This window comes from Bacillus sp. TH17, from assembly GCF_016651125.1.
GTDB lineage: Bacteria > Bacillota > Bacilli > Bacillales > Bacillaceae_G > Bacillus_A > Bacillus_A mycoides.
This window is the reverse complement of sequence record NZ_JAEKEN010000001.1, coordinates 5,121,330-5,145,208: the sequence shown is the minus strand read 5'-3', so window position 1 is coordinate 5,145,208 and position 23,879 is coordinate 5,121,330. Positions and strand designations below refer to the sequence as shown.

The following is a 23,879-nucleotide window of genomic DNA, read 5'->3' as shown; positions in this document are numbered from 1 at the left end:
AAGATTTTCTGAAGACGCAAAAAAGGTCTAGACTCCCCTCAAGTCTAGACCTTTCAAAAAACCCATTTTATTTACGAACGTAGATGAAATATAGTACGAATAAAACTCCCATAACATACATAATTGGATGAATCTCTTTACGACGACCACTCACAACCATTGTAATTGGATAGAAGATAAACCCGATTGCAATTCCTGTTGCGATACTATACGTAAGTGGCATTGAAATGATAGTAAAGAATGCTGGTACTGCAATCTCGAATTTCTTCCAATCAATTTCGCCTAAAGATGAAACCATCAAGATCCCTACAATAATTAATGCTGGCGCTGTTACAGCTGGTGTCACAACACTTAATAGTGGTGAGAAGAATAGTGCCAGTAAGAAGAACCCTGCTGTTACAACTGCTGTAAATCCAGAACGTCCACCCGCTGCTACCCCTGCAGAAGATTCAATATAAGACGTTGTTGTTGATGTACCTAGAATTGCACCAATTACAGTTGCAATCGCATCTGCAAATAATGCTTTTCCTGCACGTGGTAATTTATTGTTCTTCATTAATCCCGCTTGATTTGCAACGGCTACAAGCGTACCTGCTGTATCAAAGAAATCGATAAAGAAGAACGTTATAATAACAATCGCCATTTGAACAGTAAAAATGTCTCCAAAGTGAGTTAACGCCATACCGAACGTCGGTTCTAGACTCGGTATTGCTCCCACCACAGCTTTCGGAGTATCAATTAATCCTGTTGCTACTCCTAAAATTGCCGTAAGAATCATGCCGTAGAAAACAGCACCATTTATTTTCTTAATCATGAAGATGATTGTAATAACAACTCCGAAAATTGCTAATAACGTTGTGCCCTTCGTTAAATCCCCCAATCCAACAAGGACAGCATCATTCTTTACGATAATTCCGGCATTTTGGAATCCAAGGAAGGCAATGAATAATCCGATACCCGCCGCTACTGCAAACTTTAACTCTACTGGAATTGCATTAATGATTTTTTCCCGAATACCTGAAGCAGTAAGAATAATAAAGATAATACCTGACATTAATGTTCCAGCAATCGCCGTTTGCCACGGAATTCCCATCGTTAACACTGCTGTATAAGCAAAGAACGCATTTATTCCCATACCTGGCGCTAAAGCAATCGGATACTTCGCAAATATCCCCATAATTAACGAACCAATCGCCGCTGCTAATGCTGTAGCAACGAATACCGCACCTGGATCCATTCCTGTACCTGCCGGTAATCCTTTAACATTTCCAAGCGACAGCGTAGCAGGATTGACAAATAGTACGTAAGCCATAGATAGAAATGTCGTTAAACCTGCTATGAACTCTGTTTTATAATTTGTGCCGAGTTCATCAAACTGAAAATAGCGTTTCATCTTACGTTTCCCCCGTTATATGATTACTCGCCGTATTTCACCCTAGCCCTCTTTTATCTATAAAAATAAAAAAGGCTTCCATTGCATATACATGGAAGCGTTCTATGAATAAAGACAAGTTTCCCCTCATCTTTATCAAAACGCCTCGTAGTCAAGCCATTTACGGTAGCTAGGTAGAAACTTTCGGGCCATATCCCCGATATTATACGACGGCATAATATTCACTTTTCGTTTGAATTACATACTCATATTAACTCGAGGAGGTGGTTTTGTCAATTTAAAAACGAACATTTTTATAAACTTTTATATTTTCGTTCGTATTAAGGGTAAAAACAAAAAGATCCATCTATACATGAACGATAGATGGATCTTTTTTATTACAATACTATTCCCACTCAATAGTAATAGGTATGGGATAAGTATTGATATATAGCTACTTCATCTAATTTTTAATTATTTGGTGGGGCAATTGGTGGTGAATAAACATATTATCGAGCATTCAACGAATTTATGCAAACTAAATAACAAGCAAAATCCCCAAATCTCTTTCTATCACTTTCAATAGTCCCCAACTCGTCAAACCACACCGAACTCCAATTTTGTTGTTTCATATAATTTGCAATTACTTTTAGATTTATCATAAATGTATTGTGTTGATGTGTTCGGGAATCATCAATGTCTCTACGCTCTTCTAACGTCTGTATACTCCATTCAGCACGAGTATTCGCATAAACGATAGCAGATTTAATCATATCTTCCCAAAACTCCTTAAAATCACTATCGCTGGTATTAGCAGACTGTAATATTTGAGAGTAAATTTCTTCAGCTTCTTGAAAAGTTAAACTATCTTTTTCTTCTAAATATGTTTTATACGTCAACATAAACCTCTCTCCATTCCCCATGTATAGTATCCTTTTCAAAGGTTGAATATCTTTTCTTTTCAGTATCATATTTTAAGACCGGAATATTGCCGCTTTTTTCAACAGTACCATCAATATAAAAATGACTTTCTCCATCCCAATAAACCTTTCCAAGATATTCTTTTTTATTGGCTATCTCCACACTTGAAATATGCCCTGCAATAATATCTTTATAAAAATATCCTGTCTCAGCTGGGTACTTTTGTGTGAAATACTCTTTAGGAGTACCATGTTTCCACAAATCTTCGGCTTCTTCTAAAATACCAGCATGGACAAATATTTGTTGGTCTGTTTCAAAGTAACGAAGCTGTTTAGAAATATTCAGTAACCATTTCAACAAATCACCATGTTTCTTCTTAATAGCTTCCTTTAATACCTCACTTACTTTTTCATATGAATAGGTTAAAGGCTGAAAAGTATCAAAAATCTCTCTATACTCCTCAACAGTAAGGAAACTTTTAAGTGTACATATATCTGGCTCCTGAAATAACAATTTAAAATCATCCTCTTGGGAATATAACCAATGTAGGAATACTTCATCATGATTTCCTACCAAAACAATAACTTGATCCACATGATTTTCATGTAATTCTTTTATGTAATATAAAACCCTACATGAATCATTTCCTCCATCCACGTAATCACCTAGGAAGATAATTTTATTTTCTTTATTCTTTAAATCAATATTTTTCAACGAATCAATCATTTGATTGTAATAACCGTGTATATCGCTAATAGAATATATGGTAGCCATTTATTTATCCCTTCTTTTTCTTATAACTTGATTTCCATTGAAGATTATCTTCGTATATTCGGCAGTCTCTATTTTTATATTCCCTGACATCTCCTCAGCAATTGCCGTATCAGCACCACTCCACATATGAGCATAATGTTTTAAAGTAATTTCGGGACTTGAATGACCCATACGTTGAGATAAAACCAGCACCGACACATTAAATTCATTAATAAGATATGAAGCATGAGAATGACGCAATCCCTTTGCTTGTATCTTTTTCACTCCTGCGAATTTAGAATATCGCTCAATAATTCTTGATATCGTTGATTTAATCATCGGTAGACCATCATAACTAAACACAAAATCATTTTCCTTACCTAATCCAATCTCTGTTTGCCTACTTTTCCAGTCATTTAAAATTTTGATGGTGTCATCATCCAGTGCTACTATTCTCTTTCCATCTTCTGTTTTCGTATATGAATTCCGTTTCCAATCCGTTCTGTTTTTCAAAATAAGCATATGATGAATCCGTATACGTTTCTTTATTAAATCAATGTCATTCCAATATAAAGCTGTTCCCTCATTCACACGAATCCCTGTCATATAATAGACCCACAACATAACGAAATTTAAGTGTTCATAAAAATCACCAATATAAATTTGGTTTATCACTTTTTCAAATTCTTGTTTCGTCCAATAGGGTACAATAGCTTTTCCTTTGTTGATTGCCCTAACCTTTTTTGAAATATTGTATTCTAAATATTGCATTTCCACAGCTTTATCCAAGCTTTTACGAAATGTTCCAAAAACTAGACTCGCATAGGATTGAGCATACCCAGCTCCCCCATTTTCTTGACTTGTTAATAACCATGTACGAAAATTTTGTACGTCCTCCACTGAAATAGAACGGAGAGGAATAGAAGCGAACCTATCTCTTACCTTTTCCAATATTCTTTGCTTAATAGAAAAGGTACTTTCTTCAACGTCTGTTTGATAATACGGTATATACACAGTATTCATAAATTGCTCGTAAGTCATTTTATAGTTAGCATAACTATTGACTTTATGATATTCTCTCTTTAATCGAGTTAACTCTTTGTTAGCCTCGAACGCGGAAGAAAAGGGCTTTCCATTAACGTCTTTCCTTCCTTTTTTTCGTATTCGTTTTCCTGTAATCCGATCAATGCCAAATTCTGATTGATAAAAGAAATTCCCTTTATCATCAACATATACACCAGGGTATTTCGTTGTTTGCTGCGTTCTATCCTTCATTGGGAATTACTCATTTCTGTTATAAGAGAAACTCCTAAAATGGATTCAACCACATCCCTCGGTACTCTTCCTAGTCTTTTGTTGTTATAATACGGACAACCTTTTTGCACCATGATTGATTTTGCTTGCCTAATTAGTGAAATAGCTTGATATTTCTTATATCCTAGTTTAATTAAATCATCTTTACATATTGTTGTACCCATCACAACAACCCCTTCCCACGCTAATATTCATCCTCACTCATAAGTTCTAAAACACGTTGCTCAATTAATGTTTGGTCGGACTCAGTGATTTTTTCTTTCCCCATATGTATTAACTCTTTCAAATAAAGCTCAGCATATTTTTCACCATATACACGCCTAAATGACTCATAGAGCATACTGATTGATTTTACTGTAGCATTTTCAACCCAATTTTTCTTTTTCTTTAAAGTGAGCTTTTCACGCTTTACTTTTAAGGGAATTGCTTCAATACCGTCTACAAATTTTTTCCACCATCTCATTGTAGGAAGTCTATTTTTATTATGTAAATTACTGGCACCCTTAGGTTGTGTCTTGAAACAATAATGAGCTGATAAAATACCTTTAACTATAGTATTAAGTGGTTTCCCATTCAATATTTGAAGAGCAACTTGCTTCGCTTTATTTCCAGTCAGCTCTAGTTCCCATCTGACCCACTTTTCAACATTTACAACTTCATCTGCATTATCTCTTCTTTCTTGTTTTTTATCATAGATTCGTAATATTTGCGGAGATGCACCAATATACAATGTAAAACCGGTCAATTTCCCATCAAGAATCCTACCACTATTTATTTCAATAAATTTATGACTTTTCGTACTTAATTGTCCTCGTTTCACATAATCCTGCAACGCTTTTACAGATGGAGTAGCATCATCAAAAATATCTAAAGCCAAATCTATTCTTGATACCTTACCTTGTATTTCTAAAATAACTGATATAAATTTGTACCAATGCCAACCATCAACCCTCGACATGTATTCTTCATATTGTCTACACGCTTGCCCAGACATATCTATAAGAACACTACTATGACTTCGTGAAGAATGAAGCTTTATATTTGCAAAGCTAATGCACATATCATAAGTAGGATATGGAGACCCCTTAATCTCTGAAGAAAATTCAGAGATAGGGATTCCTAAAATTTCATCAGCGACTGCCGGTAACTCACTATTTGGAATCGAACAACGAAGGTAATCAATTAAGCACTGATTACTTCGCTTTTGATTCATGTACTTCACCAATAGTGTAACTATCAGCCTCAATTTTGAGTTCTGAATACTGCCATGTATCGATCATTGGCTTACCTTGTCCGACAAATGTTTTCTTTTGCACTTTTTTAGGTTTTACTTTAAGACCCGTAAATGAAATTGGAATAAATTCACCATCTTCATAATCATCAAAGATAGGTAGACTATCTTGTTTTTCAATAACTACAGTAATAGGCGAGCCAATTTCAGTACCACCATTTTGTAATACAAGCTCAATAAATGGTCTATCATAAACTTTAAAAGTTATTGCATACTTACCTGTTTCAACTAACTCTCCATTTAGATTCTTTTCTTTTTCAATTCGAGTAGCAAAACCATCTTTTTGTACTAACATTGCTGTAGGAACTTTAAATTGTTTAATATCAAAATGAAAATCACCTAATTCGACATTTTCCGAGTCATTTAAAGAATGTAATCTTGACGATTTTAAAATTAATTTTCCCATGTTTACAACCCCTTTTTACCATTTTCAAATCCCGAACTCTCGGGATTTCGAGTAACCTTCTAACCCTAGGGCCCCAACCGATTGAACCATTTCCATTGAGGGTATTACACCCGTGTTACATAACGGGTTGCTTCGCTAATTTTGGTTATTTATAAGTGTTGGGCAAAGAACGCCCAACAAGGCATAACTTTTCACGAGCATTTCTTGCCACTCCGTTTGGCGACTAACTTCGCCACCGAAAAACTCGCAAAAAGTTACGCTCAATTTTTTAGATTGATGAAATCACTTTATTTAGAGGTATCCGCCATTTGTTGATTTCCCATCAATTTTTCTATTTCTGCTATGAAGTCAAAGTCTTTGTCTATATATGGAGTTTCAAAATAGACTGGAGCAGCATGAACGCCATCCAGTTGAATATACCCTCCACCTTTCTCTGTAACCGTCTTATATTCAACGTTATTGGTATCAAATATCATGTTATAGCCAATTGAGTCCATAGCACCTAAACCTGCTTTAAACCCCATCTGCGCCCTTATATTCGTAGGCAGGTCATCTGCTGAAGGACGTTGCATAAGTATCTCTATCATGACGCCTGCTTGTCTGCCTTTCATTACTAGAGTAAAAACGTAATCTAATGCCTCTTTAGCAATTTTCTTATCTACTGAATGCATAAAGGCTGAAAATTCATCAAAGACAACTATAACTACAGGTAAATTAAAGTCCTTGTATGTCTTGCCAAAGGCGGATATATCATTGAAATAGTTAGAATATCTTTGCTCCATCAATTCAACGACTTCTCTGAGCATTTTGCATATTTGATTGGCTTCTGTAGCAACTTTCCCTTCAAACCCCGTAACGAAACGCAATAGGCTTAAATCTGCTTTTTTGGGGTCAATAATTCTCAAATCTGCTTGAGGAGATAAGTTCAAGTAAGAAACTATTTTCCCCAAAATGAAGAATGACTTTCCAGATCCAGTTCCCCCAACGATAAGGGAGTGGACGACCTTGTGGAGTTGGTAAGATATATTTCCAGTAATTCTAATTTTATCTGAATCATTTGATTTACTTATTGCTGAAGCTAGGTTAATTCGTTCGTCTTTGTATTTTAAGAAAGTATAATCAACATAATTAACAGTTATATTTGTTGATTCTAGTTCCATTCCTAAAGTAGCTTCGAGGTTTTCGCCAAGATTGGTAGCTTCTTTTGTAAATCGGTCACCATCTCTCCTTATCCTCACATAAATGTATTTTTCCGCTTCTTTGTAATAAATACGAATAACCCTTACAATACGTTTTTCTCTGACGACCTTATCTTCTCTAATAGTCTCAAAGTAATCTTCATCATATAATTTCAGCGTGTCTATCATATAAGCTAGATTATTAGCAATCCATGACTTATGGTCCTTAACAAAGTTAAAGTAGAATCTAATACTTTTGTAAATAGATACCGCCAAAAAAACTGTTATTAGCAAATCAACGAAACCATTGAAACTCATATAACCATGAATCACAGGAATTTCAATTATTAGTGGGGGAATAGCGTTTGATACTTTCACAAAGAAAATCGTCAGCACAAGGATGAATATTACAAGGAAATATTTTAATAATTTATTTTTCCTTTGCGGATATACAACCTCATGCCAATCGCTATTTCTTTTATTCAACATGTATAAATCCTTGATTTTTAAACAAAACAATCACCTCTATAGTTTGTGAGTAATTGAACAATTTTTAATACCACGATCTTTTATGGTATTTTTCTACAAACGCTCTATAACTCTCAAAAGAGGATAGCCAATTTTCAACCTCATTGATTACCTCTTCTTCCGTTCGAAACACTCTTTTTCCAACCTTATCTTCACTCAGAAAAATTCTCAAAATCGTTCTTGGCTCAAAGTTTGTAGCCCCATTTCCATTACTTTCATCATTAAATCTTAATTGTAGCTCTCAGCTGTGCATGATCAGAAAGACCCTTTTTAAAAACATAAATCTCGTCTTCTACGGTCATCAAATTAGGGAGAAACAAATGGTCTAATTTAAGGAAACCAATAGAATTACCGCTAGGCGTACACAAATTAAACCCCATCTCTTTTAATTTGAGCTTAATTGAATGGTAGTTGAACACCTTTTGTAATTTACCTGTATACGCTTCATTAATTTCATCCCTAGTCAAATATGCATTTTCATCACCAAGAATTCGAGCGTGGTTGAAGTCTCCAGCAATTAGTATATTTTCAAAACCTCTCTCCTTAAGGTCATCTACCAGCTTCACTAATTCATTAAACTGATTTTTTCTTTCATTAAAGTCTTTCTCTGTCCTAATACGCGTTCCTATGATAACAAATGGACTACCTTTGTACTGGAGTGTCACAGATAAGAAATTTGGCATTTTATCACTATTAGGATTATTGATCTCTGCCTTTTCAATCCCTTCGAATTTGTCTGAATTAACACAAATTAGAACTTGGTTTACACCTTTTTTCCTGTCTCTTCTATCTTCAAAGACGGAATAGCCCGCACTCTCAAGTTTATTCTTAAAATTCCAATAATCGTTATGCTGGTAATATTCGTTAAGAACAATAATATCTGGCCTTAATTTCTTATTCCTAAGTTCAATTCCCTCAAGGATAGGTAGTAAAGCATTATTACCATATTCAAACCCTGCTGTGCATTGGATATTCCAAAGCAATACTTTCAAATCATCACACCCATCATTTGATGTTACCTTTCTTGATTGCATATATATTATCCCCCTTTAAATTCCAATTGAAATTTATACACTTGGATAGAGCAGGAAAGGAAATCCCCTCCCTGTATATCATTCCTCCTCTTCAATGATAAAAGCTTCAAATCTCACTGTTTCTAGATTTGTATCTAATTCTTTTAACAATTGGACCTTAGCATCTGCCGAGATTGTAGATGAAGCCATAATGGTTGTAAAAATTTCGTCATAAAAGCTATTGATAAACTCTTCATAATCCACAAAAGCCCGTTTTTTCTCGATTCTCATAATAGATACCTCCATTTATCTAAGTCACCCAAAGTCGTCTTCGGTCGTCTCTGTAACTATAATTTACCACGGTCGTTATTGGTCGTCAATATTTTTATAAAAAAATACTTACCCCCTTTTTTGAGGATAAGTATCAGTCTTCATCATTTTTTTCCAGCAGTGGTAAATTCTCTTCATTCTGCAATATAGCCGCAAAAAGTATCAATTTTACTACAAATGTTTTAAATACTCTATCTGTATCATAAACTTTCCGAAAATGTTGCTGTAACGCTTCTATACCTTTAACAACAGATTCAGCAAGATTAAGTGTAGTATTTACTTTCATAATGCTTTCATCATTATTATTTGTAACATTTGGGATGTTCATCTTGTTGACCGTTTTCCAATCTATTTCTTGAATGCTCGGCTCTATCAATTCATATGCAACTGACAATACATGACCTGTAGTTACATTTATATCAGGATCATCATACTTTATCTGCTTAAATTTATTTAGTGCTAAAACCGTTATTCTGTTTAATTTCATCGGAACTCTCATTATTATAGCCTACCCTTAGATTTATATAGATTACTTGTGACCTCTGTTGACTACTAATGACAACTTAACTATTCTTATGATAATATCCCTATTTTAGATTGTCAATTCCCTTCAATTTACTTATTCTTTTATAACCCTATTCAACTAATGCATGCTATAGTTGAAGAAGGACGATAACCAATTTATGGATATCGTCCTTTTTAATTTCCTACTGAACAGTATCGTTGTACTGCACAACAAATTTTTCGTCTTTATGCGGTTTTTCGCGTGTTGCCCGCAGCCCGCAGGAAGGAGCTGAGGGCTGCTTTTAATTACTTCTTCTATGCTTTTCTGTTTACAATACTTTTTGTAGCTTCTAATTTTTATCGGCATACAAGACAACATCTTTTATAACAAGCTTATGAATAGCAGATACAAAAGTTTCCATGATTTCATAATCTGGTTCCTTGTTTTTTATCGGGAGTGAAATGTTTAATTCATCTGCATCTTTTGGGTAAAAATTTCTTCCATAATTAAACTTTCCTGTATGAGACGATTGATGTATTGCAGATGTTATAAATATTGATGCATATTTAGGCAAATTCTCGGTATGGACAACTGCAATATGGTCATCAGCTCCATATTTATAATTTCTGTATTTTGCAGAACCAAACATATCAATGGTAGTTGTATTTTCTGAAAATATAGTAACATCATTTCCAATAAATGCAGACACGCCCTCATCTGACTCACCTGCTGTTACAAAAGGCAACTTCCCTGAAATTCTATCTGCACTTTTTAGTCTTTTGCCACGAGTAGATTTTCCAAATAATTTTTCAAGATTAAATGTTCCCCAATTTATGTTCTCAAATTCCTGCAACACCTGTTGTTCTTTAGCTGTTAAAGAATAATCGTTTAGCCCTGTTGCTAATAAATAAGCGTCTAATTTCGATATGTGTTCTGCTTTAAGCTCTGCTATAAAGCTTGTCATAAAATCAAAATCTACTTTGCCGTTTTTAGTAGGAAGGCTTATAACTGTATTTTTTAATTCTATTTTTGTCGCTTTAGTATTATAAGAATATTTACTTTTTATGACTTTATCAATTGAAGCAATAATAAACATTTGATTTAATTTATTTAATTTTATACTTTGCAAAACACTTGTTGCACCGTGACCATCTTTTAAGTAAAAAGGTGTTTCTAGATAAACAATATTTTGATTGTTCGAATGTATTAAAATTGTTGGCTTTCCATTTTTATTATTTAAAACCTTATTCGTTAGCTGATGATAAGAAATTATTCCATTATTTATGGTAGCTTGTCCGTAAAAAGGATAAAACATTTCTGTTTCATCTTTCAATTCTTTAAGTTTTAGAGGGTCAATTTCTTTTTGGGATTGCCATTGTAATACGTCTTCAATTTTATACTCGCCCCACTTAACTTCCTCTAATTTCTTGTTAAGTGAGGCATCTATTTTCCCAGGCTTTCGTCCTCTTTATTTTGCTGTTTTAAGATATTAGAAACTTCCCAAGCTAAGTAGTTGCTTACAGTTTTTTTGAAATCTTGCAAAGTAGGTTTAGTGTTTATAGGTGCGCTTTTATTCCAATCAGCACCATTATTAGGGTCAATAGTATCTTCGTAATACTCTTTTTCAGTAAAGATGTTAAGTTTGTTTTTTCCAAAACGCACCAAGTTTACTAGTTCTTCATACCGTTCTTTAGCACGATCTGTGTCTTTTAAGTTGTTAGTGGACTTTTTACGATTAGATCTTGTATATCCATCATTGGAAAAATTAATAAACTTTACCATATCATCTTTATGATGTTTTTCGTTTACTTTAAAAACATATATATTCGTTTGTACGCTTGATTTACCGATAAATATATCAACAGGCATTTTAATACTTGCCAAAAGTGTGTGTTTTTTCAATATTCTCTTGTTATATTCTGTGGCTCTGCCAGATCCTGCTGAATTTTGTATAATAATAGCAGCATAGCCTTTATTCATCATCCCAAGGGCTTTTTCAACAAAATTCATACCATTCCCTTTAGCAGAATATGGAGGATTTAGGACAAAAGCATCTGCAGGGAATTTACCTTCAGTTTTACCAAAGCCATAATTTCCGTTAAAATCTTTCAAAGAGTCTTTGTTTAAAATATTTGAGCTTCCATCTCCCATTAAAATCATATTTAGGATTGCCAACATATACACGCTTGATAGCAACTCTAAACCTAGCAATTGTTCAGCTTTTATTTTAATCTCTTTTTGAGTAAGTTCTTCAGGTGACGTAATATTATCTTTGGCATCATTAAGCATTTCATTCATAGCAGCAACCAACAATCCAGCAGATCCCGTAGCAAAGTCCCACACATATGAATCTTTATTTACTCGTGCTAATTTAACCAAGAGAGTAGCAACATAAGATGGAGTAAGAACTACATCGTTAAGTTTGTCTTGGGAAAAACCAAGCCATCCATACATCTCATTAAATAGCTTACCTGTGAAATCAGTTGTTAGTCCAATCTTATAGTATATGCCTAAATCATCTACAATTTTAGTAAAAACCCTTTTTAGTTGACTTTCGCCATTTTCAACCTTGTTGATATTATCAGTTAAAAGTGTGTTTTGCAAAGTCCTAATGATAAGTTCTTTTTTCTCATTTGGTAGTTCTTTTTCATTCAAAAATGCCCTTATTTTTCTTACTATTATTTCACCGTCAGTATTTCCTTTTTCAGTAGAAGATTTCAAATCGGATTTTTCGAGTGGTGTAACTTTTCCAGGTATTCCGAGAGTTGCAATAATAGAAGCTGCAACGAGATACACACGATCATTTTCACCTAAACCTTTTTCATTATGATAAATATCGTTATTAAGTTTTACTAAACTAGCGTTAATCTCTTTTTCTCGTTGTTCTTTTAATTTGTCAATTTCCTCTTGTGATAAATGTAATGTCTTTACTTTGTCAATAAAACCATCAAAATTTCCAGGTGCTAAAAATGAAAGATCTGAAAACTCCCCTACTTTTTGCCCTACTCCTAAATTGCTCTTTGAAACATAGTAGACTCCTATTTCATGTCTAATTTCCCCATCTTCATCTTTATGACCTGTCATACCGATGGCGATAATATCAGTATAACTAGTATGATGTAGTAAAGCATTTGCATAATGCACGGCTCCATTTACTGCAAAAGAATTAATATTTTTAAAATGCGGCTCATTCTTGGTAGTTTTATTTTCAACTTTTCCATTATTATCGAGTTTTACAAGTTTATCTTTATAGCCCTTATATTCAATAAGAACAGGATAAAAATCTAAATTCTTGTCTTGTAAAAGTAATTTTGCATCAGGACGATTTGCACCTGCTCCGCCATTTTTAGTAAAGTAATCAGAAAGTGCTTTGTCTATTTCAGTATTTAAAGTTTCTTGTTCTAATTTATAATCCAATTTGTAAGATTTAAGCCAACTGTTTGCTATATCTGCAATGTTGGGTTCTATTGACTTTGCCATTTATTTCTTACTCCTTCTCCATATTAACTCACCTAGTTTTACTAAACACATCCCAATCCACAATTAAGTACTTAACAGATTTTCTCTATACTTTTATGTGAAGAATATCCATTTCTTATTAGGCTTGTAAAAATGTCCGCACTAATAAGCAATTTGTACAATTTATTGTAGCGTACAGACATTGCTGAATCTCTTTTTATTACATTCTAAGTAACATTTTATCACGAATACGCAAGTAATTGAAATCGCATATGAATATCATGGCAAATAAAAAACGTAGCCCTGCACCAATCAATTTATTTAATCACTTTATTCCCATGAATATCTTGATGAATTATTGAAAAATCATGTTTTTTAATACTGCCCATTTATAATTACTAAACTGAATAAATTGATTAGAAAGGAAATTCCAATTAATATTCCCTTCTTCCATCTGGATACAAAAGATAAGGTTGCTTGATTTTAGAATCATACCGTGCTACGGGATGCCCTTTAATTAATTTACGTATATCTTCCAAAATGACACCTGCACTAAAAAGCAATGTCATTTTATCATCGTCACCTGAACCATCAATGTTTTCCACTATTTTATTCAAGTCATCAGTTAATTTTCTTACCACGATTGCTAATTGACTCATTTTTAACGTTCACATTCCTTTTCATGTAATTATAAACATTTTACATTCAGGACCGCTTAAAATCACATCTTACCACTTTATAAATTAAAAAGATTAAATCACTCTCTGTTTATTTAAACTAAACATCAAAAAGAGCAACTAGTTTTTTGGTGGTGAGATTGGTGGGGAACTATATAAAATTAAGCCCATTTTACAGGTTATTAATCAAAATAAATACTGTAAAATGGGCTTTCTCATTTCAAATTATATTTATGTTCTATTCCCACTCAATAGTTGCTGGTGGCTTACTCGTTATATCATACACGATACGGTTAACGTGTTTTACTTCGTTTACGATACGTACAGAGATTTTCTCTAATACGTCCCAAGGGATACGTGCCCAATCAGCTGTCATACCGTCGATAGATGTTACTGCACGGATACCTACTGTGTAGTCGTAAGTACGCTCGTCACCCATAACACCTACACTACGCATACCAGGAAGCGCAGTGAAGTATTGCCAAACTTCGCGGTCTAATCCTGCTTTTATAATTTCTTCACGTAAAATTGCATCAGATTCACGAACGATTTCTAATTTCTCTTCTGTAATTTCACCTAATACACGAATACCAAGTCCTGGACCTGGGAACGGTTGACGCCATACGATTTCATCAGGAATTCCTAGTTCTGATCCTAATACACGTACTTCGTCTTTAAATAAAGTATTTAAAGGCTCAATTAATTTGAACTGCATGTCTTCTGGAAGTCCACCAACGTTATGGTGAGATTTAATTGTTTGTGCAGTTGCTGTACCACTTTCAACGATGTCCGTGTAAAGTGTACCTTGCGCTAGGAAGTCCATTCCTTGTAATTTAGAAGCTTCATCATCAAATACGTAAATGAATTCATTACCGATGATTTTACGTTTTTGCTCTGGATCTTCTACACCTTTTAACTTGTTCATGAAGCGCTCTTGTGCATCCACTTTAATAACGTTCATATGGAAGCCTTCGCTAAATGTTTTCATAACACCTTCTGCTTCATCTTTACGAAGTAAACCGTGGTCCACGAAAATACATGTTAATTGGTCACCAATCGCTTTATGAATTAATACTGCTACAACAGAAGAGTCTACACCGCCACTAAGTGCGCATAATACTTTTTTGTCTCCAACAGTTTCACGGATCTTCTCTAATTCTACTTCGATAAAGTTCTCCATGTTCCATCCTTCAGAGCAACCACATACGCCGAATACGAAGTTTTTAATTAAATCGTTTCCGTGCTCAGAGTGACGTACTTCTGGGTGGAATTGTACACCGTATAAGTTTTCCCCTTCATTGCTCATACCAGCAATTGGACAAGACTCACTTGTTGCATCTACTACGAATCCTTCAGGTAAACCAGTTACTAAGTCACCATGGCTCATCCATACAACTTGCTCTTCTGGAAGGTTCGCATATAATTTTGATTCGTTCTCTACTTTAAGAACAGCTTTTCCATACTCACGGTGGTTTGCACGTTCTACTTTACCACCGAAGTGTTGTGTCATAAGCTGCATACCGTAACAAATACCGAAGATCGGTAATCCTAGTTCAAAGATTTTTTCATCACAATGTAATGCGCCTTCACCGTATACACTATTTGGTCCACCAGAGAAGATAATCCCTTTTGGATTCATTGCTTTAATTTCTTCTGCAGTAATTGTATGTGGATGAAGTTCACTGTATACACCGAACTCACGAATTCGACGTGCTATTAACTGATTGTACTGACTCCCAAAATCTAAAACGATAATTGTATCATGCTGCTTCTTCAAAATAATCACCCCAACGTTAGTTCTCGTATATAAATATTTTCACCAATTTGGCGAAAAGCATTACTAATATAATAAAAAAAGCCAGTCCTCCGCCTCTAGTCTCATGACAAAGAAAAGGCAGGGGTCTGGCTTTATAAAGAAAGATAGTCTTCCGCTCTTTATAAATATAAGACGCACTGCCTTCATAGTCAGGTTGTTTACGGTAACCCGGTAGAGACTCTCAAACCATATCATCGAGGATATATGAAGGATTGTTTTATATTATCTTCCTAGATTCTAACAATGAAGTATCGATATGGTCAAGAGAGAAAGCGACAAAATTCTACAGAAATTATTTTCCTGCGCTCAAAAACATAAAAAAACATCCACTTCTATATAGAAGTGGATGTTTTTCGGGAGAACGGAATTACATCATTCCGCCCATACCACCCATGCCCATGCCGCCCATGTCAGGCATTGCTGGTGCATTTGGTTCTGGCTTGTCAGCAACTACAGCTTCAGTTGTTAAGAACATAGCTGCAACAGATGCTGCGTTTTGAAGTGCAGAACGAGTTACTTTAGCTGGATCTACGATACCAGACTCAAGCATGTTAACCCATTCGCCAGTAGCTGCGTTGAAACCAACGCCTACTTTTTCGCCTTTTAGACGCTCTACAACTACAGATCCTTCTAGACCAGCGTTGATTGCGATTTGACGAACTGGCTCTTCTAGTGCACGAAGTACGATGTTGATACCTGTTGCTTCGTCGCCCTCAGCTACGATAGAAGCTACTTTTGTGTATACGTTCATAAGTGAAGTACCACCACCTGCAACGATACCTTCTTCTACTGCTGCACGAGTTGAGTTAAGTGCATCTTCAATGCGAAGTTTGCGCTCTTTTAACTCAGTTTCAGTTGCTGCACCTACTTTAATTACTGCTACACCGCCCGCAAGTTTAGCAAGACGCTCTTGTAATTTTTCACGATCGAATTCAGAAGTAGTTTCTTCTAATTGCGCGCGGATTTGACCGATGCGAGCTTCGATTTGTTGTGAATTTCCAATACCTTCAACTACAGTTGTGTTTTCTTTCGTTACAACAATTTTACCAGCACGTCCTAAAGATTCAACTGTAGCAGATTTTAAGTCACGTCCTAATTCTTCAGTGATTACTTCGCCACCAGTTAAGATTGCGATATCTTCTAGCATTGCTTTACGACGGTCACCAAATCCAGGAGCTTTAACAGCAACTACATTGAATGTACCACGAAGTTTGTTCACTACTAATGTAGCTAACGCTTCGCCTTCTACATCTTCAGCAATGATAAGAAGTGGTTTACCTTGTTGTACCACTTGCTCTAATACTGGCAAGATTTCTTGGATGTTAGAAATCTTTTTGTCAGTAATTAAAATGTATGGGTTATCAAGAACTGCTTCCATTTTGTCAGAATCAGTAATCATGTAAGGAGATGCATATCCACGATCAAATTGCATACCTTCTACTACGTCTAATTCTGTTGTGAATCCTTTAGATTCTTCTAAAGTAATAACGCCGTCGTTACCAACGCGCTCCATTGCTTCAGCGATTAATTGACCTACTTCTTCGTCAGCCGAAGAAATAGCAGCTACTTGTGCGATAGAAGATTTACCTTCGATTGGTTTAGAAATCGCTTTTAATTCTTCAATTGCAGCAGTAACAGCTTTTTCGATACCTTTACGAAGACCCATTGGGTTTGCACCAGCTGTTACGTTTTTAAGACCTTCACGAATCATAGCTTGCGCTAATACAGTTGCAGTTGTCGTTCCGTCACCAGCTACATCGTTTGTTTTGCTAGCAACTTCTGCTACTAATTTCGCACCCATGTTTTCGAATGCATCTTCTAATTCGATTTCTTTTGCGATTGTTACACCGTCATTTGTAATAAGTGGTGAACCGAATTTTTTCTCAAGTACAACGTTACGACCTTTTGGTCCAAGCGTTACTTTTACTGCGTTTGCAAGAGTGTCGACACCGCGAAGCATCGAACGACGTGCTTCTTCACTAAATTTAATATCTTTTGCCATAATAATTGACCCCCTTGGATTTTTAAAATGTATATAATTAACCGATAATTGCTAAAATGTCACTTTCACGTAAAATCAAGTAGTCTGTACCTTCGTATTTCACTTCAGTACCTGCATATTTTGAGAAGATGATAAGATCACCTGCTGCTACCTCTAAAGCAACACGCTCACCATTTTCAAGCACTCGGCCTGTACCTACTGCAATAACTTTACCCTCTTGTGGTTTTTCTTTTGCAGTTTCTGGTAATACAATACCACTTGCTGTTTTTTCTTCTGCTTGAACAAGTTCAATTACAACGCGATCACCTAATGGCTTTAGCATGAACAATAACCTCCTCATTTTGTTATGTAAATTTTATTTATTAGCACTCAAGTCACACGAGTGCTAACACACTTCTAATAATAAATAATCTCAATTTCTTTTGCAAGTAAAAAAATCATAATTTTTTCGCAAATTACTTTATGCACTTTCCTATATATCATTACTTCTTCTACTGCCTTTACTATATGAATCGTTGTTCCCACTTCTTGTATGTTACAATATGAAAGACACCCTAAGTTGTTTTCGTTAAACGTACAACTTTTTCCTGTCTCCTATTTTATTTTCAAATACTTATTTACAAAAAAAATATAATTCAAATGAAAGTTTATATCGTAGGTAGCATATTTACATGTTATCCTACCTTATCTCATACACTAGCGTTAGAAAGGATGGTTAAACCATTTGAAGAAACAATATTGGTGGATTATCGTTACATACATTTTAATGCAGTTATCAGGCATTGCCGGGTTACCGCTTCTCCTGAAAACTGGACTATACGATAATAGGGGATTTACTAGAGATGAAAAACTTCAGCTCATAACTGGTCATTGGGCTATCATTAGCTTTTTCATTGCATTATGCGTTGTACTTTGGTTACTCAGAACAGACATTCGTGACAGGCATTTAGATAAAATGCGCTCTACTGTTCCAGCTACAATTGGGTGGATTTTTATTGGTTTCTTCTTAGCGCTGTTCTCACAAAGCATTGCCGGTATGATTGAAATGCGTTTATTAGGGATTACACCGGGATCTGAAAATACAGCAAGACTTATGGACATCGCAAGAACGACACCTTGGTTCCTTATTGTCATATCTATAATAGGACCTATTTTGGAAGAAATCGTATTTAGAAAAATTTTATTCGGTACACTTTATAAGAAGTTTAACTTCTTTATTGCCGCTATTATTAGTTCACTTGTATTCGCGGCGATTCATTTTGATTTTACTCACTTATTGGTATACACTTCTATGGGGCTCGTATTCGCCTTTTTATACGTAAAAACGAAACGAATTATAGTTCCTATTGCAGCTCATGTTGCAATGAATACATTAGTTGCAGTTGCTCAAGTTGTAGTAAGTAATGAGCAAATTCAAGAAATGATTAAAGAAGCTGAAAAAATGCAAGGCTTTATCGGAGGATTTTTAGTATGAGAAACTCACCATTGTTCATGGCTGCATTGTACTTTCTTCTTGGATGTATCTTTACACGCTTCGCCATTACGAACGTAACAGATACAATCTGGAATATGTGGACAATACTATTTGCAGTTATGGCAACAATTGATTTTAATTTGGCACTTCGCCTTATCTTAGTTAAATTCACAAAGAAAAAACAATAATAAAACGCAGAGGTCATCTCCTCTGCGTTTTATTGTGGATAATTCTTCAAAAAGTAAACAAGTGTTTGTAACTCTACAGCTAAATCAATGTGATGAATCCTTATATTCTCTGACACATTTAAGCGTGCTGGTGTGAAATTTAAAATACCATGCACGTTCGTTTCTGCCAATCTATCTGCCACAGATTGCGCTACTGTAGCGGGTACCGTTAATATTGCCACTTGTATATCAGTTGATAAACGTTCTTCTAATTCATCCAAATGATATACAGGAATGCCTCCGATTTCTGTTCCAACTTTCTCTTCACTAACATCAAACGCCATTTCAATTTTTGTATTATTGTTTTTCGTGAAATTATAATGTAAGAAAGCGGTCCCTAAATTACCTACTCCAATAAGTGCCACGCGTGTTATATCATCTTGGTCGAGTGTTTCACGGAAAAATGATAATAAATAATTTACGTTATATCCATATCCTTTTTTCCCTAACGCTCCAAAATACGAAAAATCTCTTCGAATAGTTGCGGAATCAACCTTTACCGCTTCACTCAATTCGGCTGATGAAACACGTTGCTTACCAGAAAGAGATAAGTTTTGGATAAATCGATAGTATAGAGGCAATCGTTTGGCAGTGGCCTGTGGAATTTTTTGCTGATCCATATAACCTCTCCTCTCTTCCTATCTTTATTCTTATACTTGAATCAAATACAGAAGTTTAGTACTCATGAATTTCCTTGTATAATAAAGAGAAGAAGTATTCTCTCTTTATTTTAAACTATACACTATTTTTAGTATGATTGAGAAATATAAACATGGCAAAGTTAAGAAATTATTTGAGGTGAAAACATTGATATTATTACAAGTGAATGGGCTTTCGAAATTATACGGTGCAGAAACGATTCTTGCAAACATAAAATTGGAAGTACAAACAAAAGATCGTATCGCATTAGTCGGACGAAATGGAGCTGGAAAATCTACATTATTAAAAATAATAGCTGGCGAGTTATCTCATGATGGTGGTGAAATTATAAAACCGAAAGATGTCTCAATGGGGTATTTAGCTCAAAATACCGGATTAGAAACATCTTTAACAATTTGGGATGAAATGTTAACCGTCTTTACACACTTGCAGCAGATGGAGACAAAACTTCGAAGGCTAGAGCAAGAGATGGGAAAAGAAGAAAACTTTTCAAATGCGGCTATATATGAGAAATTATTAGCTGATTATGACCAATTACAATTAGATTATAAAGATCAAGGCGGCTATCAGTACGAAGCGGATATACGCTCAATTTTAAGCGGTCTTGGCTTCCCAGTTGAAACGCATCAGACGAAAATTTCCACATTAAGTGGTGGACAAAAGACTCGATTAGCTCTCGGGAAATTATTATTAACTAGACCAGACTTACTTATTTTAGACGAACCTACAAACCATTTGGATATTGAGACACTAACATGGCTTGAACAATATTTACAAGGCTATCCTGGCGCTATTTTAATCGTTTCCCATGACCGTTATTTCTTAGATAAACTTGTTACACAAGTATACGAAATTTCTAATAAGGAAAGCCGACGATTTGTTGGTAACTACAGTAAATATTTAGACTCAAAATCAGCTCTATACGAGCAAGAAATGAAGCGTTATGAAAAACAACAAGATGAAATTTCTAAACTGGAAGACTTTGTACAAAAAAATATAGCTCGTGCATCTACGACAAAACGCGCTCAAAGTCGCCGTAAACAATTAGACAGAATGGAAGTATTAACTAGACCATTAGGCGATTCTAAATCAGCTTCCTTCCACTTCGATATTGAAAAACAAAGTGGAAATGATGTTTTACAAGTGAAAGATGCAACTATTGGCTATTATCAGGAACCGATTATTGAACATGTAAATATGCGCTTAACTCGCGGTGACAGTGTTGCCTTAGTTGGGCCAAACGGAATTGGAAAATCTACATTATTAAAATCCATTGTGAATAAGTTACAGCTATTACATGGAAACGTTGCTTTCGGCTCAAGTGTATCTGTTGGTTATTATGATCAAGAACAAGCCAACTTAACATCTTCGAAGCGAGTTTTAAATGAATTATGGGATGAATATCCCCTGCAGCCTGAAAAAGAAATTCGCACTATACTAGGCAACTTTTTATTCACAGGGGATGATGTACTCAAACCAGTATCTTCTCTTAGTGGTGGACAAAAGGCTCGACTAGCTCTTGCAAAACTTATGATGCAAAAATCCAATTTATTAATTCTCGATGAGCCAACAAACCATCTTGATTTAAATAGTAAAGAGATTTTGGAGAATGCTTTAATTGATTACCCAGGTACTCTTCTATTCGTCTCACATGACCGCTACTTTATTAATCGCGTAACGACAACCGTTGTTGAGTTATCAACAGAAGGTGCACAAGAATATTTAGGTGATTACGATTATTACGTTGAAAAGAAAAATGAAATGATTGAACGTGCGGAACTAGAGCAAGAAGATGAAGTACCTGTTCAAAAAGTGGTAGCACAAGAAAAATTAAATTATCTCGAAGAAAAAGAACGTAAACAGCTAGAGCGTCAACGTACTCGAAAAATTGAAGAACTGGAACAAAATATCGTAGGCTTAGAAGAAGAAATTACTACGTTAGAAGATCAGCTTTGCTTACCAGAAATATATGCAGATTATGAAAAGGCTAGTGAAATTACAACTAAAAAGCAAACACTGCAAGAACAGCTTGAAGCTTGTATGGCAGAATGGGAAGAACTGCATATATAAGAGAATTTAAAAGAGGAGGCTGTCTCATAAGTCGGGCTTTTTGACGAGATGACCTCCTTTTTATTTTCTGTTTTAGAATCAATACCATAGTAAATGAAATTATACAAACAATTCGACAAGGATTGACAATAGTAGCACCTTATATAATAAGTGGAGGATGTTTTAAATTTTTTTTTGGCATCTCCTTGTTTTTTATTTCCCAAAAAAGAATTTCTTCAAAGGTCAGACTTCCTCTATGTTATCCACAAGGTTATACACATATCCACCTTTATAATATAAACTTCCAAATAACTTTTCCACATTATCCACAACTGAATAAAAAGTTATACACATTTTATGTACACAAAAAAACCCATATTATCAACAGATAATATGGGTCTTATCCACAGGCTGTGGTTAATTTTGTGTATAACTATGCTTCAATATCTAATCCTGGATTTGCATTTAAAGCTAATGTAGCGCGTTTTCCTTGTTCGTATGCAATTGTACCTGCAGCCGCAATCATCGCTGCATTATCTGTGCATAAAGATAGAGGAGGAATAATTAGCTCTATATTTTCTTTTTGTGCAAATTCTGCTGCTAAACGTGCACGAAGCCCTTTATTAGCAGCTACTCCACCAGCAAGAAGCACTTGTTTTACATTGTAAGCATCTGCTGCACGAGACGCTTTCGTTACAAGTACATCTATTACACTTTCTTGGAAACTTGCTGCTAAATCTTCTGGTGCAATTTCTATACCGCGCTGTTTTGCGTTATGCACAGTGTTGATAACTGCTGATTTCAATCCACTAAAGCTGAAATCATACGAATCAGGTTCTAGCCACGCACGAGGCAAATCAATTGTTGGTTTTCCTTCATGCGCAAGGCGATCAATATGAGGACCACCTGGATAAGGCATTGATAATGTACGAGCTACTTTATCGTAAGCTTCTCCTGCCGCATCATCTCGCGTTTCACCAATCACTTCAAATGAACCATGTTCTTTCATATAAACAAGCTCCGTATGTCCACCGGATACAACAAGCGATAGTAACGGGAATTGTACTTCTTTTATTAAACGATTCGCATAAATATGACCAGCAATATGATGAACACCAACTAGAGGGATATCATGAGCAAAAGCCACAGCTTTCGCTGCATTTACACCTATTAAAAGTGCTCCGACTAAACCTGGGCCTTCTGTTACAGCAATTGCATCAATATCCTCAAAAGTGATATTCGCTTCTTTTAAAGCTTCTTCTAACACAACTGTAATTTCTTCTACATGATGACGGGATGCAATCTCTGGTACAACTCCGCCAAAACGCTTATGACTTTCAATTTGTGATGCAACGACATTCGCAATGATTTCCGTTCCATTTTTAACAACTGCTACAGCTGTTTCATCACAGCTTGTTTCAATACCAAGTATAATTATATTTTTTTCCATTATATATTCACCCACATTACAAGACCATCTTCCTGATTGTCTGCATAGTATCGTTTACGAATCCCACCATTTTGAAATCCATATTTTCTGTATAACTGCTTTGCTACTTCATTTGACATGCGTACTTCAAGTGTCATTGTTTTTACTCCTAACCCTTTCGCTTCGGAAATGACTTCTTTCAATAAGGCATCCCCTAGCTTTTGACCTCTGTATTCCGGTAGGATAGCTATATTTGTTACATGTGATTCATCAATAATTATCCACAATCCACAGTATCCAATTACGAGACCATCTTTTTCTAGCACGACATAATGTGCATGCTCATTCACCTCTAATTCACGGTGAAAGGCATCTGCAGTCCAAGGGGTTGAAAAAGATGCTTCTTCAATAGCTACAATTTGAGCAATATCATCAAGTGCCATCTTTCTAAATATCATATCCATCTTCTGTAGGC

The 23,879-nt window shown here is 35.2% G+C and carries 23 protein-coding genes and 2 riboswitches; of the genes, 3 read left to right on the top strand and 20 right to left on the bottom strand.

Annotated features, from left to right (window positions below):
* Nucleotides 1–67: 67 nt before the first annotated feature.
* The 17 genes from JFT95_RS26595 to groES all read right to left on the bottom strand — a co-directional run bounded on the left by JFT95_RS26595 (nt 68) and on the right by groES (nt 17,887).
* Nucleotides 68–1,393 carry an NCS2 family permease gene (locus tag JFT95_RS26595; RefSeq protein ID WP_002029453.1) on the bottom strand — a complete coding sequence of 442 codons (1,326 nt, stop codon included), beginning with the start codon at nt 1,391–1,393 and terminating at the stop codon, nt 68–70.
* A 128-nt stretch (nt 1,394–1,521) separates the two neighbouring features.
* A riboswitch (purine riboswitch) is annotated at nt 1,522–1,623 on the bottom strand.
* A gap of 258 nt (nt 1,624–1,881) precedes the next feature.
* Entirely contained in the window at nt 1,882–2,274 is a 393-nt protein-coding gene (locus tag JFT95_RS26590) for a hypothetical protein (protein WP_049113408.1), read from the bottom strand.
* Nucleotides 2,261–3,067 carry a metallophosphoesterase gene (locus tag JFT95_RS26585; protein ID WP_201053574.1) on the bottom strand — a complete coding sequence of 269 codons (807 nt, stop codon included), beginning with the start codon at nt 3,065–3,067 and terminating at the stop codon, nt 2,261–2,263. Before JFT95_RS26585 ends, JFT95_RS26590 begins: the two co-directional genes overlap by 14 nt.
* Nucleotides 3,068–4,321, bottom strand: coding sequence for a tyrosine-type recombinase/integrase (locus JFT95_RS26580; protein ID WP_201053572.1), 1,254 nt, complete (start codon nt 4,319–4,321; stop codon nt 3,068–3,070).
* Nucleotides 4,318–4,524 (bottom strand): DUF3173 domain-containing protein, encoded by a 207-nt coding sequence (locus JFT95_RS26575; RefSeq protein WP_201053571.1) that lies wholly within the window; start codon nt 4,522–4,524, stop codon nt 4,318–4,320. Before JFT95_RS26575 ends, JFT95_RS26580 begins: the two co-directional genes overlap by 4 nt.
* Before the next feature lie 20 nt (nt 4,525–4,544).
* Nucleotides 4,545–5,573: a replication initiation factor domain-containing protein gene (locus JFT95_RS26570; protein WP_201053570.1), complete on the bottom strand. Its 1,029-nt coding sequence runs from the start codon at nt 5,571–5,573 to the stop codon at nt 4,545–4,547.
* Nucleotides 5,554–6,057 (bottom strand): hypothetical protein, encoded by a 504-nt coding sequence (locus JFT95_RS26565; RefSeq protein ID WP_000517195.1) that lies wholly within the window; start codon nt 6,055–6,057, stop codon nt 5,554–5,556. Before JFT95_RS26565 ends, JFT95_RS26570 begins: the two co-directional genes overlap by 20 nt.
* A 287-nt stretch (nt 6,058–6,344) precedes the next feature.
* Nucleotides 6,345–7,724, bottom strand: a complete 1,380-nt coding sequence (locus JFT95_RS26560; protein WP_201053569.1) for an FtsK/SpoIIIE domain-containing protein — start codon at nt 7,722–7,724, stop codon at nt 6,345–6,347.
* Between the two features lie 260 nt (nt 7,725–7,984).
* Nucleotides 7,985–8,797 carry an exonuclease/endonuclease/phosphatase family protein gene (locus JFT95_RS26555; protein ID WP_201053568.1) on the bottom strand — a complete coding sequence of 271 codons (813 nt, stop codon included), beginning with the start codon at nt 8,795–8,797 and terminating at the stop codon, nt 7,985–7,987.
* 78 nt (nt 8,798–8,875) lie between these two features.
* Nucleotides 8,876–9,067 (bottom strand): hypothetical protein, encoded by a 192-nt coding sequence (locus JFT95_RS26550; RefSeq protein WP_201053567.1) that lies wholly within the window; start codon nt 9,065–9,067, stop codon nt 8,876–8,878.
* Between the two features lie 133 nt (nt 9,068–9,200).
* Nucleotides 9,201–9,605 carry a hypothetical protein gene (locus tag JFT95_RS26545; RefSeq protein WP_201053566.1) on the bottom strand — a complete coding sequence of 135 codons (405 nt, stop codon included), beginning with the start codon at nt 9,603–9,605 and terminating at the stop codon, nt 9,201–9,203.
* 355 nt (nt 9,606–9,960) lie between these two features.
* Complete coding sequence (locus JFT95_RS30040; RefSeq protein ID WP_050551942.1) at nt 9,961–11,058, bottom strand: restriction endonuclease subunit S; 1,098 nt, start codon at nt 11,056–11,058, stop codon at nt 9,961–9,963.
* Entirely contained in the window at nt 11,055–13,091 is a 2,037-nt protein-coding gene (locus JFT95_RS26535) for an HsdM family class I SAM-dependent methyltransferase (protein WP_201053565.1), read from the bottom strand. The genes JFT95_RS30040 and JFT95_RS26535 overlap by 4 nt, the downstream gene beginning before the upstream one ends.
* Before the next feature lie 413 nt (nt 13,092–13,504).
* On the bottom strand, nt 13,505–13,729 hold the full coding sequence (locus tag JFT95_RS26530) for a hypothetical protein (protein ID WP_201053563.1): 225 nt from the start codon (nt 13,727–13,729) through the stop codon (nt 13,505–13,507).
* A 256-nt stretch (nt 13,730–13,985) separates the two neighbouring features.
* A complete protein-coding gene (guaA, locus tag JFT95_RS26525) occupies nt 13,986–15,524 on the bottom strand; it encodes a glutamine-hydrolyzing GMP synthase (protein WP_012260212.1) in 1,539 nt (512 codons plus the stop codon).
* Between the two features lie 165 nt (nt 15,525–15,689).
* Nucleotides 15,690–15,791, bottom strand: a riboswitch (purine riboswitch).
* 139 nt (nt 15,792–15,930) lie between these two features.
* Nucleotides 15,931–17,565 (bottom strand): chaperonin GroEL, encoded by a 1,635-nt coding sequence (gene groL, locus JFT95_RS26520; protein ID WP_002029451.1) that lies wholly within the window; start codon nt 17,563–17,565, stop codon nt 15,931–15,933.
* Between the two features lie 37 nt (nt 17,566–17,602).
* Nucleotides 17,603–17,887, bottom strand: coding sequence for a co-chaperone GroES (gene groES / locus JFT95_RS26515; protein WP_002009985.1), 285 nt, complete (start codon nt 17,885–17,887; stop codon nt 17,603–17,605).
* A 402-nt stretch (nt 17,888–18,289) separates the two neighbouring features.
* Here groES and JFT95_RS26510 point away from each other — a divergent pair, with 402 nt between their 5' ends.
* Both JFT95_RS26510 and JFT95_RS26505 read left to right on the top strand, forming a co-directional pair.
* Entirely contained in the window at nt 18,290–19,039 is a 750-nt protein-coding gene (locus JFT95_RS26510) for a CPBP family intramembrane glutamic endopeptidase (RefSeq protein WP_044440795.1), read from the top strand.
* Nucleotides 19,036–19,227 carry a YdiK family protein gene (locus JFT95_RS26505; RefSeq protein ID WP_001246201.1) on the top strand — a complete coding sequence of 64 codons (192 nt, stop codon included), beginning with the start codon at nt 19,036–19,038 and terminating at the stop codon, nt 19,225–19,227. The genes JFT95_RS26510 and JFT95_RS26505 overlap by 4 nt, the downstream gene beginning before the upstream one ends.
* 29 nt (nt 19,228–19,256) lie before the next feature.
* Here JFT95_RS26505 and JFT95_RS26500 read toward each other — a convergent pair whose 3' ends face one another.
* Nucleotides 19,257–19,886, bottom strand: coding sequence for a redox-sensing transcriptional repressor Rex (locus tag JFT95_RS26500; protein WP_000372704.1), 630 nt, complete (start codon nt 19,884–19,886; stop codon nt 19,257–19,259).
* A gap of 187 nt (nt 19,887–20,073) precedes the next feature.
* On the opposite strand from JFT95_RS26500, the gene JFT95_RS26495 reads away from it, so the two are divergent.
* Entirely contained in the window at nt 20,074–21,996 is a 1,923-nt protein-coding gene (locus JFT95_RS26495) for an ABC-F family ATP-binding cassette domain-containing protein (protein WP_242487622.1), read from the top strand.
* A gap of 412 nt (nt 21,997–22,408) precedes the next feature.
* On the opposite strand, the gene tsaD is transcribed toward JFT95_RS26495, so the two are convergent.
* Both tsaD and rimI read right to left on the bottom strand, forming a co-directional pair.
* Nucleotides 22,409–23,425, bottom strand: a complete 1,017-nt coding sequence (tsaD, locus tag JFT95_RS26490; RefSeq protein WP_061675825.1) for a tRNA (adenosine(37)-N6)-threonylcarbamoyltransferase complex transferase subunit TsaD — start codon at nt 23,423–23,425, stop codon at nt 22,409–22,411.
* The gene (rimI, locus tag JFT95_RS26485) at nt 23,425–23,868 is read right to left on the bottom strand and encodes a ribosomal protein S18-alanine N-acetyltransferase (protein ID WP_002063534.1); all 444 of its coding nucleotides are present in this window, start codon (nt 23,866–23,868) and stop codon (nt 23,425–23,427) included. Before rimI ends, tsaD begins: the two co-directional genes overlap by 1 nt.
* Nucleotides 23,869–23,879: the final 11 nt, after the last annotated feature.

Bases quoted from the DNA above. Each gene is read 5' to 3' on its own strand.
- JFT95_RS26595 (WP_002029453.1), bottom strand. From the start codon at position 1,393: ATGAAACGCTATTTTCAGTTTGATGAACTCGGCACAAATTATAAAACA.
- JFT95_RS26590 (WP_049113408.1), bottom strand. From the start codon at position 2,274: ATGTTGACGTATAAAACATATTTAGAAGAAAAAGATAGTTTAACTTTT.
- JFT95_RS26585 (WP_201053574.1), bottom strand. From the start codon at position 3,067: ATGGCTACCATATATTCTATTAGCGATATACACGGTTATTACAATCAA.
- JFT95_RS26580 (WP_201053572.1), bottom strand. From the start codon at position 4,321: ATGAAGGATAGAACGCAGCAAACAACGAAATACCCTGGTGTATATGTT.
- JFT95_RS26575 (WP_201053571.1), bottom strand. From the start codon at position 4,524: ATGGGTACAACAATATGTAAAGATGATTTAATTAAACTAGGATATAAG.
- JFT95_RS26570 (WP_201053570.1), bottom strand. From the start codon at position 5,573: ATGAATCAAAAGCGAAGTAATCAGTGCTTAATTGATTACCTTCGTTGT.
- JFT95_RS26565 (WP_000517195.1), bottom strand. From the start codon at position 6,057: ATGGGAAAATTAATTTTAAAATCGTCAAGATTACATTCTTTAAATGAC.
- JFT95_RS26560 (WP_201053569.1), bottom strand. From the start codon at position 7,724: ATGTTGAATAAAAGAAATAGCGATTGGCATGAGGTTGTATATCCGCAA.
- JFT95_RS26555 (WP_201053568.1), bottom strand. From the start codon at position 8,797: ATGCAATCAAGAAAGGTAACATCAAATGATGGGTGTGATGATTTGAAA.
- JFT95_RS26550 (WP_201053567.1), bottom strand. From the start codon at position 9,067: ATGAGAATCGAGAAAAAACGGGCTTTTGTGGATTATGAAGAGTTTATC.
- JFT95_RS26545 (WP_201053566.1), bottom strand. From the start codon at position 9,605: ATGAGAGTTCCGATGAAATTAAACAGAATAACGGTTTTAGCACTAAAT.
- JFT95_RS26535 (WP_201053565.1), bottom strand. From the start codon at position 13,091: ATGGCAAAGTCAATAGAACCCAACATTGCAGATATAGCAAACAGTTGG.
- JFT95_RS26530 (WP_201053563.1), bottom strand. From the start codon at position 13,729: ATGAGTCAATTAGCAATCGTGGTAAGAAAATTAACTGATGACTTGAAT.
- groL (WP_002029451.1), bottom strand. From the start codon at position 17,565: ATGGCAAAAGATATTAAATTTAGTGAAGAAGCACGTCGTTCGATGCTT.
- groES (WP_002009985.1), bottom strand. From the start codon at position 17,887: ATGCTAAAGCCATTAGGTGATCGCGTTGTAATTGAACTTGTTCAAGCA.
- JFT95_RS26505 (WP_001246201.1), top strand. From the start codon at position 19,036: ATGAGAAACTCACCATTGTTCATGGCTGCATTGTACTTTCTTCTTGGA.
- JFT95_RS26500 (WP_000372704.1), bottom strand. From the start codon at position 19,886: ATGGATCAGCAAAAAATTCCACAGGCCACTGCCAAACGATTGCCTCTA.
- tsaD (WP_061675825.1), bottom strand. From the start codon at position 23,425: ATGGAAAAAAATATAATTATACTTGGTATTGAAACAAGCTGTGATGAA.
- rimI (WP_002063534.1), bottom strand. From the start codon at position 23,868: ATGGATATGATATTTAGAAAGATGGCACTTGATGATATTGCTCAAATT.